Here is a 13,425-nt window from a genome sequence, read left to right as displayed (position 1 = left end):
TGTTGTTACATTTTTCAATCCTCAGGAGAGGGCATGCGCGACTACAAGTGGCTGAACGAATACTGCTTGAACCGCTTCGGTTCGGCGGCTGAACTGGAAGCCCATCTGCCCGTTCCCAAGACTGCAGCGCAACTGCGCGACATCACCGACGACCGCTACCTCTCGACCATGGCATTGCGCGTATTCCGCGCCGGGCTCAAGCACAGCCTGGTGGACGCCAAGTGGCCGGCCTTCGAAGAAGTGTTCTTCAAGTTCGACCCGGAAAAAGTCGTGCTGATGAGTGCCGAACACCTCGAGCGATTGATGCAGGACGCGCGGATCATCCGCCATCTGGGCAAGCTCAAGAGCGTGCCGCGTAACGCGCAGTTCGTGCTGGACGTGGCCCACGAGCAGGGTAGCTTCGGAGCGATGATCGCCGATTGGCCGGTGACCGACATCGTCGGGCTGTGGACCTTGCTGAAAAAACGCGGTCATCAGTTGGGCGGGCTGTCGGCGCCGCGTTTTTTGCGGATGGTCGGCAAGGACACTTTTGTGCCGAGTTATGACGTGGTGGCGGCGTTGAATGCCCAGGGCATCATCGACAAGGTGCCGAGCAGTCTGCGCGACCTCGCTCTGGTGCAGGACGTGTTCAACCAGTGGCATGAGGAAAGTGGCGGACGGCCAATGAGCCAGATTTCGATGATGCTGGCTTATACAGTGAATCATTAAGATCGAGTCACCCCAATCGCGGGCAAGCCCGCTTCCACAGGTTTTTGCGTCGATCACACGTTTGCGCTTCAACAATGATCCTGTGGGAGCTGGCTTGCCAGCGATGGCGGCGTGTCAGGCGACGGAAATCTCGCCCTCGCCAGCCAACTTGCGATTCAACTGATACCGCCACCGTACATACAACAGTGCCGAACAGAACACCGCCAGGCTCGCGGCCATCTCCAGCACGCCGAAGATCTGCCGGTTCGGGTCATAGGCGGCCAATGCGCCCTTGATAAAATACAGGTTCACCACAAAGCACATCCACGAATGCCCCCGGGCATTGCCGACGATCATCCCTGGCGTGAGCAACAGCAACGGCACCAGCTCAATCAGCAAAATCACCCACGGCCGCGCACCGTGCAGGTCGGCGACCATCAGGTAGTAAACGCAGAGCAATCCCACCAGGCCAAAGAAGCACAGCAGGCTGATGGCGCGCATCGCCTTGACCCGTGGTTCAAGCCATTCGATAGCGGGCAGGACCTTCGGCTTCTTGGCCACCCTCAACCCTCCAGTTTCTGTGCAGTCTTGGCCAGGCGCATGCCCAGTGCCCGGCACAGTGCCACTTCGTGGGCATCCAGCCCGCTTTTGCCATCGGCTCCGGCGTGATGGCTGGCGCCGTACGGCGTGCCGCCGCCCTGGGTTTCCAGCAATGCCGACTCGCTGTAGGGCAGGCCGGTGATCAGCATGCCGTGGTGCAACAGCGGCAGCATCATCGACAGCAGGGTGGTCTCCTGCCCGCCATGCAGGCTTGCGGTGGAGGTGAACACACCGGCGGGTTTGCCCACCAGGGCGCCGGTCAGCCACAGGTTGCTGGTGCCGTCGAGAAAGTACTTGAGTGGCGCTGCCATGTTGCCGAAGCGGGTCGGGCTGCCCAGCGCCAGGCCTGCGCAGTTCTTCAGGTCATCGAGGCTGGCGTAGAGCGCGCCTTCATCCGGGATATCCGGCGCCACGGCTTCGCACTCGGTGGAAATGGCCGGCACCGTGCGCAATCGCGCTTCAAGGCCGGCCTGTTCGACGCCACGGGCAATTTGCCGGGCCATTTCATTGGTCGAGCCGCTGCGGCTGTAATACAGCACCAGAATGTACGGCGCACTCACGGCAACAGCTCCAGGATCTGCTCTGGCGGACGGCCAATGATGGCCTTGTCGCCGACTTCGAGGATCGGTCGCTCCATCAGCTTCGGGTGGGCTGCGATGGCGGCGATCAATTGCGCCTCGCTCAGGCTGCTGTCGGCCAGGGCGAGGGCCTTGTATTCGTCTTCGCCGGTGCGCAGCAGTTGCCGCGCGCTGATCCCGAGTTTGCCCAGCAGGCTCTGGATTTGCGTGGCATCCAGCGGCGTTTCCAGGTAGCGGACCACCGTCGGGGCCAGGCCGCGGGCTTCAAGCAGTTCGAGCGCACCGCGGGATTTCGAGCAGCGCGGGTTGTGATAAAGCGTCAGATCGGTCATGAGCGGGTCGCATCTTGCGTAAGGTGGCGGCTATTCTAACTGGGCAGCGCATAATCCTGAACCTTGCCAGGCGATGGGTCACAGGCGCTTTCAATTTTTGACAAGGAACACGACATGACAAGGCGACTGGCAGCGGCATTGACCATTATCGGGGCGTTGATGCTGGGGGGCTGCGGTAACGACTACGGGATCGATCAGAACGGACAGAAGGTCGCCTCCGAGCGTCTGGACGGCAAATGGCTGGTGATCAATTACTGGGCTGAATGGTGCAGCCCGTGCCGTACGGAGATTCCGGAATTGAACGCGTTGGCCGACCAGCTCAAGGACAAGAAGATCGGCGTGTTCGGGGTCAACTTCGACAACGTTCAGGGCGAAGAGCTGAAAAGTGCCAGCGAGAAACTCGGGATCAAGTTCACGGTGCTGGCGCAGGACCCTTCCGAATTGTTCGAACTGCCGCGCAGTGAAGCGTTGCCGGTGACCTACATCATCGATAACAAGGGCAAGGTGCGGGAACAGTTGATGGGCGAGCAGACGGCGGCGGGGGTGGTGGCGAAGCTGGAGGCGTTGCAGGCTAAAAACTGATTACGCTGAACGTTCCCACGCAGAGCGTGGGAACGTTCAGGTAGAGGAGATCAACCCTCTTCCAGCCACCAGCGCAGTGGCTTGCCTTCGGCTGGCCAGAAACGCATCTGGTCGATAGACGAGACGTCCCAGCTCTGCACGTTTTCCAGCGCCTGGAGGAAACGTTTTTCCTGCTCCATCAGCGCTGGCGCACAGAGTTTGCGGGTGCTGCCGATCTTGCCGAAGCTCAGCTTGTTGCCTTCCAGGGAGTACGGCGCGAACCAGTGGTTGCAACCGCCGCTACCATAGGCGCGACCGTCGTCGCCCAAGGTAATGGTCAGGTGGCTGTAATCCATCAACGGACGTTCGCCGATCCACTCCAGGATGTAGCTGCGATTGTGCTCAAGCTGCACCGGGTCCGCGGCGCAGCCCAGCAGGCTTGCACCGACCAGCGCGGTCAGGGCGAGGCGTTTCATCACGCAGGCTCCTGGCATTTGGGGCACAGGTGTTTCTCGCCAACGGTGGTCCAGCCCAACTCGGCGATCCGCGCGGTGGCGGCAGGCTTCTCGGCCTTGTTGCCAAGCTTGGCGTCAACGGCGAACTCGAAACTCAGTTCCTTGGCGCAGCTGTCGCAGTTCACCTGCCAGGTATGGATCGCCAATTCGCCGAACACCGGGCCACTGGCCACCGCGACCCATTGGCCGGGCGGGTTGATCAGGTGGCGAACCGTTTCGACGGTCAGGCGCATGGACAAGTCCTTGGCGCCCTTGAGGGTCACGACCAGCACGTCGTTATTACGAATCGAGCCGCCGTTGCCGGTGACTTGATAACGCCCCGGCACCAGGGCGCGGCATTCGGTGAGGGTGTGTTGCGGGTTCATCAGGGTGTAGCGGAAATCGTGTTCGACCATGGGTCCTCCAAATATGCGCGATATGCTAGCACGGGCATACGCGCAGCATGGCGCGGGCATATGACCTTCGATCAGGTTCAATCACCCTCGACCTGATTCTCCGGCGCTCCGGCCGCCCAGGCCGCGATGTTCTGCAAGGTGGTCGCGGCGATCGCACCCAGGGCTTCGCGGGTCAGGAAAGCCTGGTGTGCCGTGACGATCACGTTGGGGAAGGTCAGCAACCGCGCCAATACATCGTCCTGCAATGGCAGATCGGAACGGTCTTCGAAAAACAGCTGGGCTTCCTCCTCATACACATCCAGTCCCAAATAACCCAGCTGGCCGTTCTTCAAGGCATCGATCAGTGCAGGAGTGTCCACCAGGCCACCGCGGCCGGTGTTGATCAACATGGCGCCTGGCTGCATGTGCGCCAGCGATTGGCAGTTGATCAAGTGCTTGCTCTGCTCGTTGAGCGGGCAGTGCAGGCTGATGATCTGCGACTCGGCCAGCAATTGCGGCAAGCTAAGGTAGCGGGCGCCAAGCGCTTCGACCTGCGGATTGGGGAAGGGGTCGTAGGCCAGCAGTTGGCAGCCGAACCCGTTCATGATTTTCGCGAAGGTCGCACCGATCTGCCCGGTGCCGACCACGCCGACGGTCTTGCCCACCAGGTCGAACCCCGTCAACCCGTGCAGGCTGAAGTCGCCTTCGCGCGTGCGGTTGTAGGCGCGGTGCAGGCGGCGGTTGAGTGCCAGGATCAGGGCTACGGCATGCTCGGCCACAGCGTGGGGCGAATAGGCCGGGACGCGCACGACTGCCAGCCCCAGGCGTTTGGCCGCCGCGAGGTCGACATGGTTGTACCCGGCCGAGCGCAGGGCGATCAGGCGGGTACCTCCCGCGGCCAGGCGTTCGAGCACCGGGGCGCCGAGGTCATCGTTGATGAAAGCGCAGACCACCTCGTGGTGCTCCGCCAGCGCGACGGTATCGAGGCTCAGTCGTGCCGACTGGAAATGCAACTCGATACCTGGCGGCAGGTTGGCGGCGAGAAAGCTGTCGCGGTCGTAGGTCTGGCTGCTGAAAAGAATCGTGCGCATGCGGTCCTCCTGGAAAGTGCATCAGGCATTGATACGCGCCTGGGCGGCCAGGCGGTTGATCGCCCGGTCGAGATCTTCAAGTGCGCGATAGGCCTTGGGGTCTTGCTGCTTGAGCAAGGTTTCACTGCGTTGGCAGGCGGCGCGCAGTTGCGGTACGCCGCAATAGCGGGTTGCGCCGTGCAGGCGATGAACCCGCTCGATCAGGGCGTTGTGGTCGTTGCTTTGCTGGGCCTGGCGGATGGCTTCGCGGTCGGCTTCCAGCGACGCCAGCAGCATTGCCAGCATGTCAGCCGCCAGATCGGCCTTGCCTGCGGCCAGGCGCAAGCCTTCTTCGTGATCGAGCACCTGCAACTCGTAGGTGCTGCCGTGGCTGTCGCCTGTGCGCTCTGGCGTGTGATTGCGCAGGGCCAGCCCGCTCCATTTGAGTACCACTTGCGCCAGTTGCCGCTCGCTGATCGGCTTGGTCAGGTAATCGTCCATGCCGCTTTGCAGCAAGGCGCGTTTTTCGTTGGCCATGGCATGCGCCGTGAGGGCCACGATCGGCAGCGGCGTGCAATGGCGCTCGCTTTCCCATTGGCGGATCGCTTCGGTACTTTGACGCCCATCCATGCCGGGCATTTGCACGTCCATCAGCACCAGGTCGAACGTCTCGTTCTGCACCGCCTTGATCGCCGCGTAACCGCTTTCCACGGCGAGCACCTTGGCGCCCATGTCTTCGAGCAGGGTCTGCACCAGCAGCAGATTGGCCGGGTTGTCGTCGACGCACAGCACCTTCGGCGCGCGGCTCGACAGCGGCTCGCTGGACTCGCTACGCGATTGCCGCGGGTTGACCAGATCGGACAACGCGCGCCGCAGCTTGCGGGTACAGGCGGGTTTGGCCTGGAGCTGGCTGTGGGGGTTGGGCACCGACAGGTGGAACAGCGTCTGTTCCGTGGTGGGGCACAGCACCAGCACTTTGCAGCCCAGGTGTTCGAGGTCCCAGATGTGCTGGTTGAGGCGTTCCGGTGGCATGTCGTTGCTGGTGATGCCCAGCACCGCGAGTTCGATCGCCTGATCGGTCTGATGCGCGCCGGTGACGCCGTTGGTCAGGCTTTCCAGGGTATTGAACGTGATGACGTCCAGGCCACAGTCTTCCAGTTGATGCTGCAACGCCTGGCGTGCCAGCTCATGATTTTCCAGCACCGCAACCCGGCGTCCGAGCAGCGGCGCGCTTGGCAGGTCCTCGGCATCGTCCCGGGTCTTGGGCAGGTTCAGGCTGATCCAGAACTCCGAACCCTCGCCCGGAGTGCTGTCGACGCCAATCTCGCCACCCATCTGTTCGATCAGGCGCTTGGAGATCACCAACCCCAGGCCCGTGCCGCCGGGTTGCCGCGACAGCGAGTTATCGGCCTGGCTGAAGGCCTGGAACAACGCGCGCACATCCTGGCTCGACAGGCCGATGCCGGTGTCCTGGATGCTGATGCGCAATTGCACGCTGTCTTCGTGCTCTTCTTCGAGCATGGCCCGGGCGACGATGGTGCCCTCGCGGGTGAACTTGATCGCATTGCTGACCAGGTTGGTCAGGATCTGCTTGAGCCGCAACGGATCGCCCACCAGCGACAGGGGGGTATCGCGATACACCAGACTGATCAGTTCCAGCTGCTTGGCGTGGGCGGCCGGGGCGAGGATGGTCAATGTGTCTTGCAACAGGTCGCGCAAATTGAACGGAATATGGTCGAGCACCAGCTTGCCCGCCTCGATCTTCGAAAAGTCGAGGATCTCGTTGATGATCCCCAGCAGGCTGTCGGCGGACTTTTCGATGGTGCCCAGATAATCGAGCTGGCGCGGGGTCAGTTCACTTTTTTGCAGCAGATGGGTGAAGCCGAGGATGCCGTTGAGCGGCGTGCGTATTTCATGGCTCATGTTGGCCAGGAACTCGGATTTGATCCGGCTGGCCTCCAGCGCTTCCATGCGCGCCAGGTCCAGTTCAATGTTCTGGATCTCGATGGTCTCGAGGTTCTGGCGCACGTCCTCGGTGGCCTGGTCGATGCTGTGTTGCAGTTCTTCCTGGGCATTCTGCAGGGTGCCGGCCATGCGATTGATGCCGGAGGCCAATTCATCCAGCTCCTGGCTGCCCAGTGGCGGCAGGCGGGTTTCCAGGTGGCCGTCCTTGAGTTGGGCCACGGCTTGTTTGATCTGGGTCAGCGGCCGATTGATCGTACGGCCCATGCGCAATGCCAGCAACGCCGCTCCACCGAGACCGCCAGCGATCATCAACAGGCTGGCAAACAGGCTGCGGTAGCCACGCAGCAGCATGCCGTTGTGGGACAGCTCGAGTTCGACCCAGCCGAGCAGACGGTCGGCTTCATCGGGGATCACGTCACCTGCCAGGTTACGGTGTTTGCCGAACACCGGCAGCAGGTACCGCGTTGCTTCGCTGCCAGTGCGGCGCTGCATCTGCGAGCCTTCGCCCATTGGCGCCTGGGTCAGCATGATCGGCCCGGCGTGGGCCCGCGGCGTGCGGTCTGGCGCAAGGAAGGTCACGGCTCGCACGTCCGGTTGTTCCAGGGACTGGGTGGCGATGCGTTCCAGCATTTCGTTGTTGTTGTGCCCCATGGCTGGCGCCACCAGCGGCGCCAGTTGCTCGGCGATCATTTCGCCGCGCTGCAGGAGTTGGGTTTGCAGGTCCGATTGCTGCATCCAGGTGAAATAGCCGCCCAGGACCAATGCCATGAGGCTGGTCGGCAGCAACGTCAGCAACAGCACGCGGCCCTTGATTCCCAGTTTCGTCAGCACGCCTCTCTCCTGCAACCGGCTATTTATCAGGCTGCGCGTGCATCCGGCACGCGCCACTTGCGCAGTGTAGCGATTTGCAGGCGGGCAATCCTCGATAATTGATGTCGTCATTCGTCGGTTGGTCATACGCATTTTCGCCCTGCGCAAACCCTTGGGTTGCCCCGGGCGAGGCAATCTTGAATAATTACCAACTGAGAATTATTTGCAGATACTAATGACGACCATCAGCGCTGGCCATCCCCGTATCCTCTCCATCGAAGACGACCTCGTACTCGGTGCCTATGTGCATGAACATCTGGGCCGCAGCGGCTTCCAGGTGACCTGGTGCCAGAACGGCCAGGAAGGCCTGGCCATTGCCCGCGAGCAAGCCTTCGATGTGGTGCTGATGGACATCCTGTTGCCGGGGATGGATGGGCTGGCGGTGCTGACGCAACTGCGCCGCAGCCATTCCACCCCAGTATTGCTGATGTCGGCACTCGGTGCCGAGGCCGATCGCATCAGCGGTTTTCGGCTGGGGGCCGATGATTACCTGCCCAAGCCCTTCAGCATGGTCGAGCTGCGCGTACGCATTGAAGCCATCCTGCGCCGCGTCGCGCTCGATCGCCGGCCGACCCCGGTGGCGATGGTGGCCGACGTGGACAGCCTGCGTTTTGACGACGAGCACTTCGACGTTTTTTATGGCCAGCAGCCTGCCGGCCTGACCCGAACTGAGTATCGCCTGCTGGAAACCCTGAGCCGCAGCGTTGATGAAGTGCTGAGCAAAGCCTTCCTTTATCAGCAGGTACTGCAGCGCGGTTATGCCGCCCACGATCGTAGCCTGGACATGCACATCAGCCAGATCCGCCGCAAACTCAAGGCCATCGGCTACACCGAGCGGGAGGTGCGTACGGTCTGGGGCAAGGGCTACATCCTGAGTGCCGTCGATGAAGTGTAAGTTGCCGGGGCGGCATTCACTGTTCTGGAAACTGGCGTGCCTGTTGGTGGCGTTCTGCCTGCTGATGATCTGGTTGAGTTGGTCCTGGGGCCGCTACATGGAGCAGCGCAACCAGTTCCTGTCGGACGAAGCGCGCGGCACGCTGACGCGCTATGCCGCCGAGGCTGAGCAAGCGTGGCAGCAGCGCCAGCAAGAGGGTGTCGATAGCTGGCTGCAGAGCATGCACAACCGCGAAACGGGGTGGGTCGGTGTCATTGGCGGTGATCTGCAGTCGTTGAGCAGCTATACGCTGACGGACAAGGAAATCGAGCGCCTGACCTTTCTACGCGGCCTGGATTGGCCCGTCCACAAGAAAGGCCGGCCATGGATGCGAGTGCCGTTTCCCGGCGATCCGGCCGCCGGCAGCCTGGTGATCGAACTGCCGAAACGGTTCGTGCCCGGGCGCTACCGGGTGTTCTGGCGGGTGATCACCAACGGCGTTATTCCGGGGTTGTTCACCTTGCTGTTGTGCGTCGGCTTGTACCGCTTGCTGGTGGTGCCGCTCAATCACTTGCGCGAACAGGCCAATGCCTGGCGTGCCGATCAGCTCAACGTGCGACTGTCGCGCCGCACCACCAACCGCGCCGACGAACTGGGGGAGTTGGGCAGGGCGTTCGATCACATGTCCGAACGCCTGCAAAGCACCGTGGCCCTGCAGCAACAACTATTACGCGACCTGTCCCACGAATTGCGCACACCGTTGAGCCGCCTGCGGGTGGCCAGTGAAAGCGAGCAGGGGCTTGAGCAATTGCGCGAGCGCATCGGCCGCGAGGTCGATGGCATGCAACGGCTGGTGGAAGACACGCTGCAACTGGCCTGGCTCGATACGGAGCGCACGCGATTGCCCGACGAAGCGATCCAGGTCCAGGCCTTGTGGGAAATGCTCACGGAAAACGCCTGCTATGAAAGTTGCTGGCCGGATGCGCAGTTGCAGTGCTCGGTGGACGCCTCCTGCTGGGTGCGCGGCCATCTCAATACCCTGGCCCAGGCCTTGGAGAACATGCTGCGTAACGCCATTCGACATTCACCCAAGGGCGGCATTGTCCACCTGGGCGGGCGGCGCGACGGCGACTACTGGCACCTGTGGCTGGAGGATCAGGGTGGTGGCGTAGCGGAAGCGGATCTTGAGCGGATTTTCCTGCCCTTTACCCGCCTCGACGGCTCGCGGCCGGGGGATGGCGGATTTGGCCTGGGCTTGAGCATCGCCAGGAATGCTGTGCGGCGTCAGGGCGGCAGGCTTTGGGCGCAGAACACCGGGAGCGGGTTGCGGATGAATATGCGCTTGGTGGCGGACGATGGAACTGTCAGTGACCACGCCTTTCCGAGCAAGCTCTCCGATCCTGCAACGCTCTGATATTGCGGGAGCGTTCCTGAGTTTCTGTACGACATTTCCCAAAGGGTATCACCGGTCATTTCGAGCATTCTTGACGGTTTAAGCTCACACTTTCACTCATGTTCAAGGATTCACGCATGACCGTACCCCAAGTGCCCGGCAGTACCACCGACGACCGCTTCACTGAAGTGCTTGTACTGATTCAAAGTGCCAGACGGCAGGCCATGCAGGCGGTGAATACCCAACTGATCGAGCTGTACTGGCAGGTTGGTGCTTATATCAGCTGCAAGCTGGAGAAAGCCGAGTGGGGTGATTCCGTTGTCGGTCAACTGGCGGAACATCTCAGTCAGACTCAGCCGGGGCTGCGTGGATTTACCCGGTCGAACCTGTTCCGCATGCGCCAGTTTTACGAAACCTACCGTACCGAATTAAAAGTCGCACCACTGGCGCGACAATTACCGTGGTCACACAACTTGATCATCTTCGGCCAATGCAAACGGCCGGAAGAACGAGAGTTTTACCTGCGAATGGCCGTTCAGGAAAAATGGTCAAAGCGCGAGCTGGAGCGCCAGTTCAAGGCGGCGCTGTTCGAACGCAGCGTGACCCAGCCGGCCAAAGTCTCCTCAGTACTGAAACAAACTCACCCCTCTGCGTTAGAGATATTTCGTGACGCCTACATGGTCGAGTTTCTCGACCTGCCCGGCGCCCACGGCGAAACCGATTTGCATCGGGGCTTGCTGGCACGTCTCAAGGAGTTTCTGATCGAGCTTGGTCGCGATTTCTGCTTTGTCGGCTCCGAATATCCGCTACAAGTCGGCGGACGTGATTTTGCGCTGGACTTGCTGTTCTTTCACCGCGGTCTCAACTGCCTGGTGGCCATCGAGCTCAAGGTCGGGCGTTTTGAGCCGGAGTATCTGGGCAAGCTGGGCTTCTATCTGGAGGCCCTGGATCGCGAAGAGCGCAAGACTCATGAAAACCCGGCAATCGGTGTTCTGCTCTGTGCCAGCAAGGATGACGAAGTCGTCGAGTACGCCCTTAACCGCAGCCTGTCGCCCGCGCTGATCGCGGAGTATCAGGTCCAGCTGCCGGACAAACAGTTGCTGCAGGCCAAGCTGCATGAGTTCTATGCCTTGAATGTCGCTCAGTCGGAAGATGGCTGAATCAGACGCTTATTCCCATAAACCATAAGCACCACACTTTGCGTGATATGGGCTTGCGAGGTTTGCCGGTATGATAGGCGCCCCCGCAGTCTGGATTGCGAATACGCCATGACCTTGCAGTACCCAACCATCGCCGATTGCGTCGGCAACACTCCGCTGGTCCGTTTGCAGCGCCTGCCCGGCGAAACCAGCAACACCCTTTTGCTCAAGCTCGAAGGGAACAACCCGGCGGGTTCGGTCAAGGACCGTCCGGCGCTGTCGATGATCACCCGCGCCGAGTTGCGCGGGCAGATTCACGCAGGCGATACGTTGATCGAAGCGACCTCGGGTAACACCGGGATCGCGCTGGCCATGGCCGCTGCGATCAAGGGTTACAAGATGATCCTGATCATGCCGGACAACTCCAGTGCCGAACGCAAGGCCGCCATGACCGCTTATGGTGCCGAGCTCATTCTGGTCAGCCAGGAGCAAGGCATGGAAGGCGCCCGCGACCTCGCCCAGCGTATGGAAGCAGAGGGTCGCGGCAAGGTGCTGGACCAGTTCGCCAACGGTGACAACCCGGAAGCGCACTACACCACCACCGGTCCGGAAATCTGGCGCCAGACCCAGGGCACCATCACCCATTTCGTCAGTTCCATGGGCACCACCGGTACCATCATGGGCGTCTCGCGCTTCTTGAAAGAGCAGAACGAGCGCGTGCAGATCATCGGTCTGCAACCGATGGAAGGTTCGGCGATTCCGGGTATCCGTCGCTGGCCCCAGGAATATCTGCCGAAGATCTACCAGGCCGATCGCGTGGACCGCATCGTCGATATGGCCCAGAGCGAAGCCGAAGACGTGACCCGTCGACTGGCCCGCGAAGAAGGCATCTTCTGTGGCGTCTCGTCCGGCGGTGCTGTGGCAGCAATGCTGCGCCTGTCCAAAGAAGTTGAAAACGCGGTGATCGTCGCGATCATCTGCGACCGTGGCGACCGATACCTGTCGACCGGCATTTTCGACGCGCCCAACTGATGGCCAAGCATGAGAGAGGCCTGCGCTTCCAGCCCACCGGCGGCAGCAAGGCCCCGCAAATCCCGACCGGCAAAAAACAGCGCCTGAACATCGAGCGCCTGGCCAACGACGGTCGCGGTATCGCGTTTTTCGAAGGTCGCACCTGGTTCGTCATCGGCGCACTGGCCGGTGAAGAAGTCGAGGCGCGCGTACTCGGCGCCCACGGCAAAGTGGTCGAGGCGCGTACCGAGCGGGTGTTCAAGGCCAGCGAACTGCGTCGCCCGGCACCGTGCGCCCATGCCAGCCGTTGCGGCGGCTGCAGCGTGCAACATCTGCCCCACAACGAACAACTCGCCCTGAAACAGCGCATGCTTGCCGAGCAATTGTCCAAGGTCGCCGGTGTCGAGCCCGAAGAATGGGCCGCGCCTTTGAGTGGCCCGGAATTCGCCTATCGTCGTCGCGCCCGGGTAGCGGTGCGCTGGGACATGAAAGCGAAGAAGCTCGAAGTCGGTTTCCGGGCTGCCGGCAGCCATGACATTGTCGGCATTGATGATTGCCCGGTACTGGTACAGCCCTTGCAGCCGATCATGAGCCGCTTGCCGGAAATGCTGCGGCGTTTGAGCAAGCCCCAGGCACTCGGGCACGTGGAATTGTTCAGCGGCTCATCGCTGGCGGTTTTGCTGCGGCACATGGCGCCGTTGTCCGAAAGCGACATGACCATCCTCAAGGATTTCTGCGCGTTCCATGAGGCTCAGTTGTGGCTGCACGGTGAGGGCGAGCCGCATCCGGTCGAGGCCGATCAGTCCCTGGGCTATCGTCTTGAACAGTGGGATTTGAACCTGGCGTATCGGCCTGGGGATTTCATCCAGGTCAATGCCGGGGTCAACGAAGCAATGGTGGCCCAGGCGCTGGACTGGCTGAAACCGCAAGCCGATGAGCGAGTTCTCGATCTATTCTGTGGGTTGGGTAACTTTGCCTTGCCGCTGGCCAAAGCCGTTCGCGAAGTCGTGGCGGTGGAGGGTGTGCAGGTGATGGTCGATCGCGCCGCCGCGAATGCTGTCAGCAACAATCTGAATAATGTGCAGTTTTTTCAGGCCGATTTATCCCAGCCTTTGACCGATGCCGAATGGGCGCGTGAAGGCTTTTGTGCGGTACTCTTGGACCCACCGCGTGACGGCGCTTTCGAGGTCGTGCGCAAGCTCAAGTCCCTGGGGGCCGAGCGGTTGGTGTATGTGTCGTGCAACCCGGCAACCCTGGCGCGCGACACCGTTGAATTGATCAAGCAGGGCTACCGGTTAAAACGTGCCGGGATTCTCGATATGTTTCCTCAGACGGCACATGTCGAAGCCATGGCGTTATTTGAAGCGAGCTAGGATGCTCGTCTGGTCCGACTGGCCCGCCCGTGCAGCCGCGTACCAGCCCGACGTGGGCTCATGGGCAACGAAGGTCAGCGATT

At 61.5% G+C, this 13,425-nt stretch carries 14 protein-coding genes; 7 read left to right on the top strand and 7 right to left on the bottom strand.

What is annotated here, in order from left to right; genetic code table 11:
* Nucleotides 1–33: 33 nt before the first annotated feature.
* A complete protein-coding gene (locus tag OH720_RS25175; protein ID WP_272603317.1) occupies nucleotides 34–708 on the top strand; it encodes a DNA-3-methyladenine glycosylase I in 675 nt (224 codons plus the stop codon).
* Between the two features lie 114 nt (nucleotides 709–822).
* Here OH720_RS25175 and OH720_RS25170 read toward each other — a convergent pair whose 3' ends face one another.
* Genes OH720_RS25170 through arsC form a run of 3 tightly spaced genes read right to left on the bottom strand, consistent with a single transcriptional unit; the run spans nucleotide 823 to nucleotide 2,197 of the window.
* Nucleotides 823–1,248: a DUF2069 domain-containing protein gene (locus OH720_RS25170; protein ID WP_272603316.1), complete on the bottom strand. Its 426-nt coding sequence runs from the start codon at nucleotides 1,246–1,248 to the stop codon at nucleotides 823–825.
* A 2-nt stretch (nucleotides 1,249–1,250) separates the two neighbouring features.
* Complete coding sequence (gene wrbA, locus OH720_RS25165) at nucleotides 1,251–1,847, bottom strand: NAD(P)H:quinone oxidoreductase (RefSeq protein ID WP_008054817.1); 597 nt, start codon at nucleotides 1,845–1,847, stop codon at nucleotides 1,251–1,253.
* Nucleotides 1,844–2,197 (bottom strand): arsenate reductase (glutaredoxin), encoded by a 354-nt coding sequence (gene arsC, locus OH720_RS25160; RefSeq protein WP_180202738.1) that lies wholly within the window; start codon nucleotides 2,195–2,197, stop codon nucleotides 1,844–1,846. The genes wrbA and arsC overlap by 4 nt, the downstream gene beginning before the upstream one ends.
* A 114-nt stretch (nucleotides 2,198–2,311) precedes the next feature.
* On the opposite strand from arsC, the gene OH720_RS25155 reads away from it, so the two are divergent.
* On the top strand, nucleotides 2,312–2,779 hold the full coding sequence (locus OH720_RS25155) for a TlpA disulfide reductase family protein (RefSeq protein WP_008054820.1): 468 nt from the start codon (nucleotides 2,312–2,314) through the stop codon (nucleotides 2,777–2,779).
* A 50-nt stretch (nucleotides 2,780–2,829) separates the two neighbouring features.
* On the opposite strand, the gene OH720_RS25150 is transcribed toward OH720_RS25155, so the two are convergent.
* From OH720_RS25150 to OH720_RS25135, 4 genes are all read right to left on the bottom strand, one after another.
* Nucleotides 2,830–3,234, bottom strand: coding sequence for an META domain-containing protein (locus OH720_RS25150; protein WP_272603315.1), 405 nt, complete (start codon nucleotides 3,232–3,234; stop codon nucleotides 2,830–2,832).
* Complete coding sequence (locus OH720_RS25145; RefSeq protein WP_020799714.1) at nucleotides 3,234–3,668, bottom strand: hypothetical protein; 435 nt, start codon at nucleotides 3,666–3,668, stop codon at nucleotides 3,234–3,236. Before OH720_RS25145 ends, OH720_RS25150 begins: the two co-directional genes overlap by 1 nt.
* Nucleotides 3,669–3,745: 77 nt before the next feature.
* A complete protein-coding gene (locus OH720_RS25140) occupies nucleotides 3,746–4,738 on the bottom strand; it encodes a 2-hydroxyacid dehydrogenase (protein WP_272603314.1) in 993 nt (330 codons plus the stop codon).
* 21 nt (nucleotides 4,739–4,759) lie between these two features.
* Nucleotides 4,760–7,513: a response regulator gene (locus OH720_RS25135; protein ID WP_272603313.1), complete on the bottom strand. Its 2,754-nt coding sequence runs from the start codon at nucleotides 7,511–7,513 to the stop codon at nucleotides 4,760–4,762.
* A gap of 214 nt (nucleotides 7,514–7,727) precedes the next feature.
* On the opposite strand from OH720_RS25135, the gene OH720_RS25130 reads away from it, so the two are divergent.
* The 5 genes from OH720_RS25130 (at nucleotide 7,728) to rlmD (ending at nucleotide 13,342) form a co-directional block, all read left to right on the top strand.
* Nucleotides 7,728–8,447: a response regulator transcription factor gene (locus tag OH720_RS25130; protein WP_272603312.1), complete on the top strand. Its 720-nt coding sequence runs from the start codon at nucleotides 7,728–7,730 to the stop codon at nucleotides 8,445–8,447.
* Entirely contained in the window at nucleotides 8,437–9,840 is a 1,404-nt protein-coding gene (locus OH720_RS25125) for a sensor histidine kinase (RefSeq protein ID WP_272603311.1), read from the top strand. The genes OH720_RS25130 and OH720_RS25125 overlap by 11 nt, the downstream gene beginning before the upstream one ends.
* Before the next feature lie 116 nt (nucleotides 9,841–9,956).
* Nucleotides 9,957–10,979 carry a PDDEXK nuclease domain-containing protein gene (locus OH720_RS25120; protein ID WP_272603310.1) on the top strand — a complete coding sequence of 341 codons (1,023 nt, stop codon included), beginning with the start codon at nucleotides 9,957–9,959 and terminating at the stop codon, nucleotides 10,977–10,979.
* 108 nt (nucleotides 10,980–11,087) lie between these two features.
* Nucleotides 11,088–11,990 (top strand): cysteine synthase CysM, encoded by a 903-nt coding sequence (gene cysM / locus OH720_RS25115; protein WP_272603309.1) that lies wholly within the window; start codon nucleotides 11,088–11,090, stop codon nucleotides 11,988–11,990.
* Nucleotides 11,990–13,342, top strand: coding sequence for a 23S rRNA (uracil(1939)-C(5))-methyltransferase RlmD (gene rlmD, locus OH720_RS25110; protein WP_272603308.1), 1,353 nt, complete (start codon nucleotides 11,990–11,992; stop codon nucleotides 13,340–13,342). Before cysM ends, rlmD begins: the two co-directional genes overlap by 1 nt.
* Nucleotides 13,343–13,425: the final 83 nt, after the last annotated feature.

It is taken from the genome of Pseudomonas sp. WJP1, assembly GCF_028471945.1.
Taxonomy (GTDB): domain Bacteria; phylum Pseudomonadota; class Gammaproteobacteria; order Pseudomonadales; family Pseudomonadaceae; genus Aquipseudomonas.
Note: the sequence above shows the minus strand (reverse complement) of the source record. Positions and strands in the feature narration are given on the sequence as shown.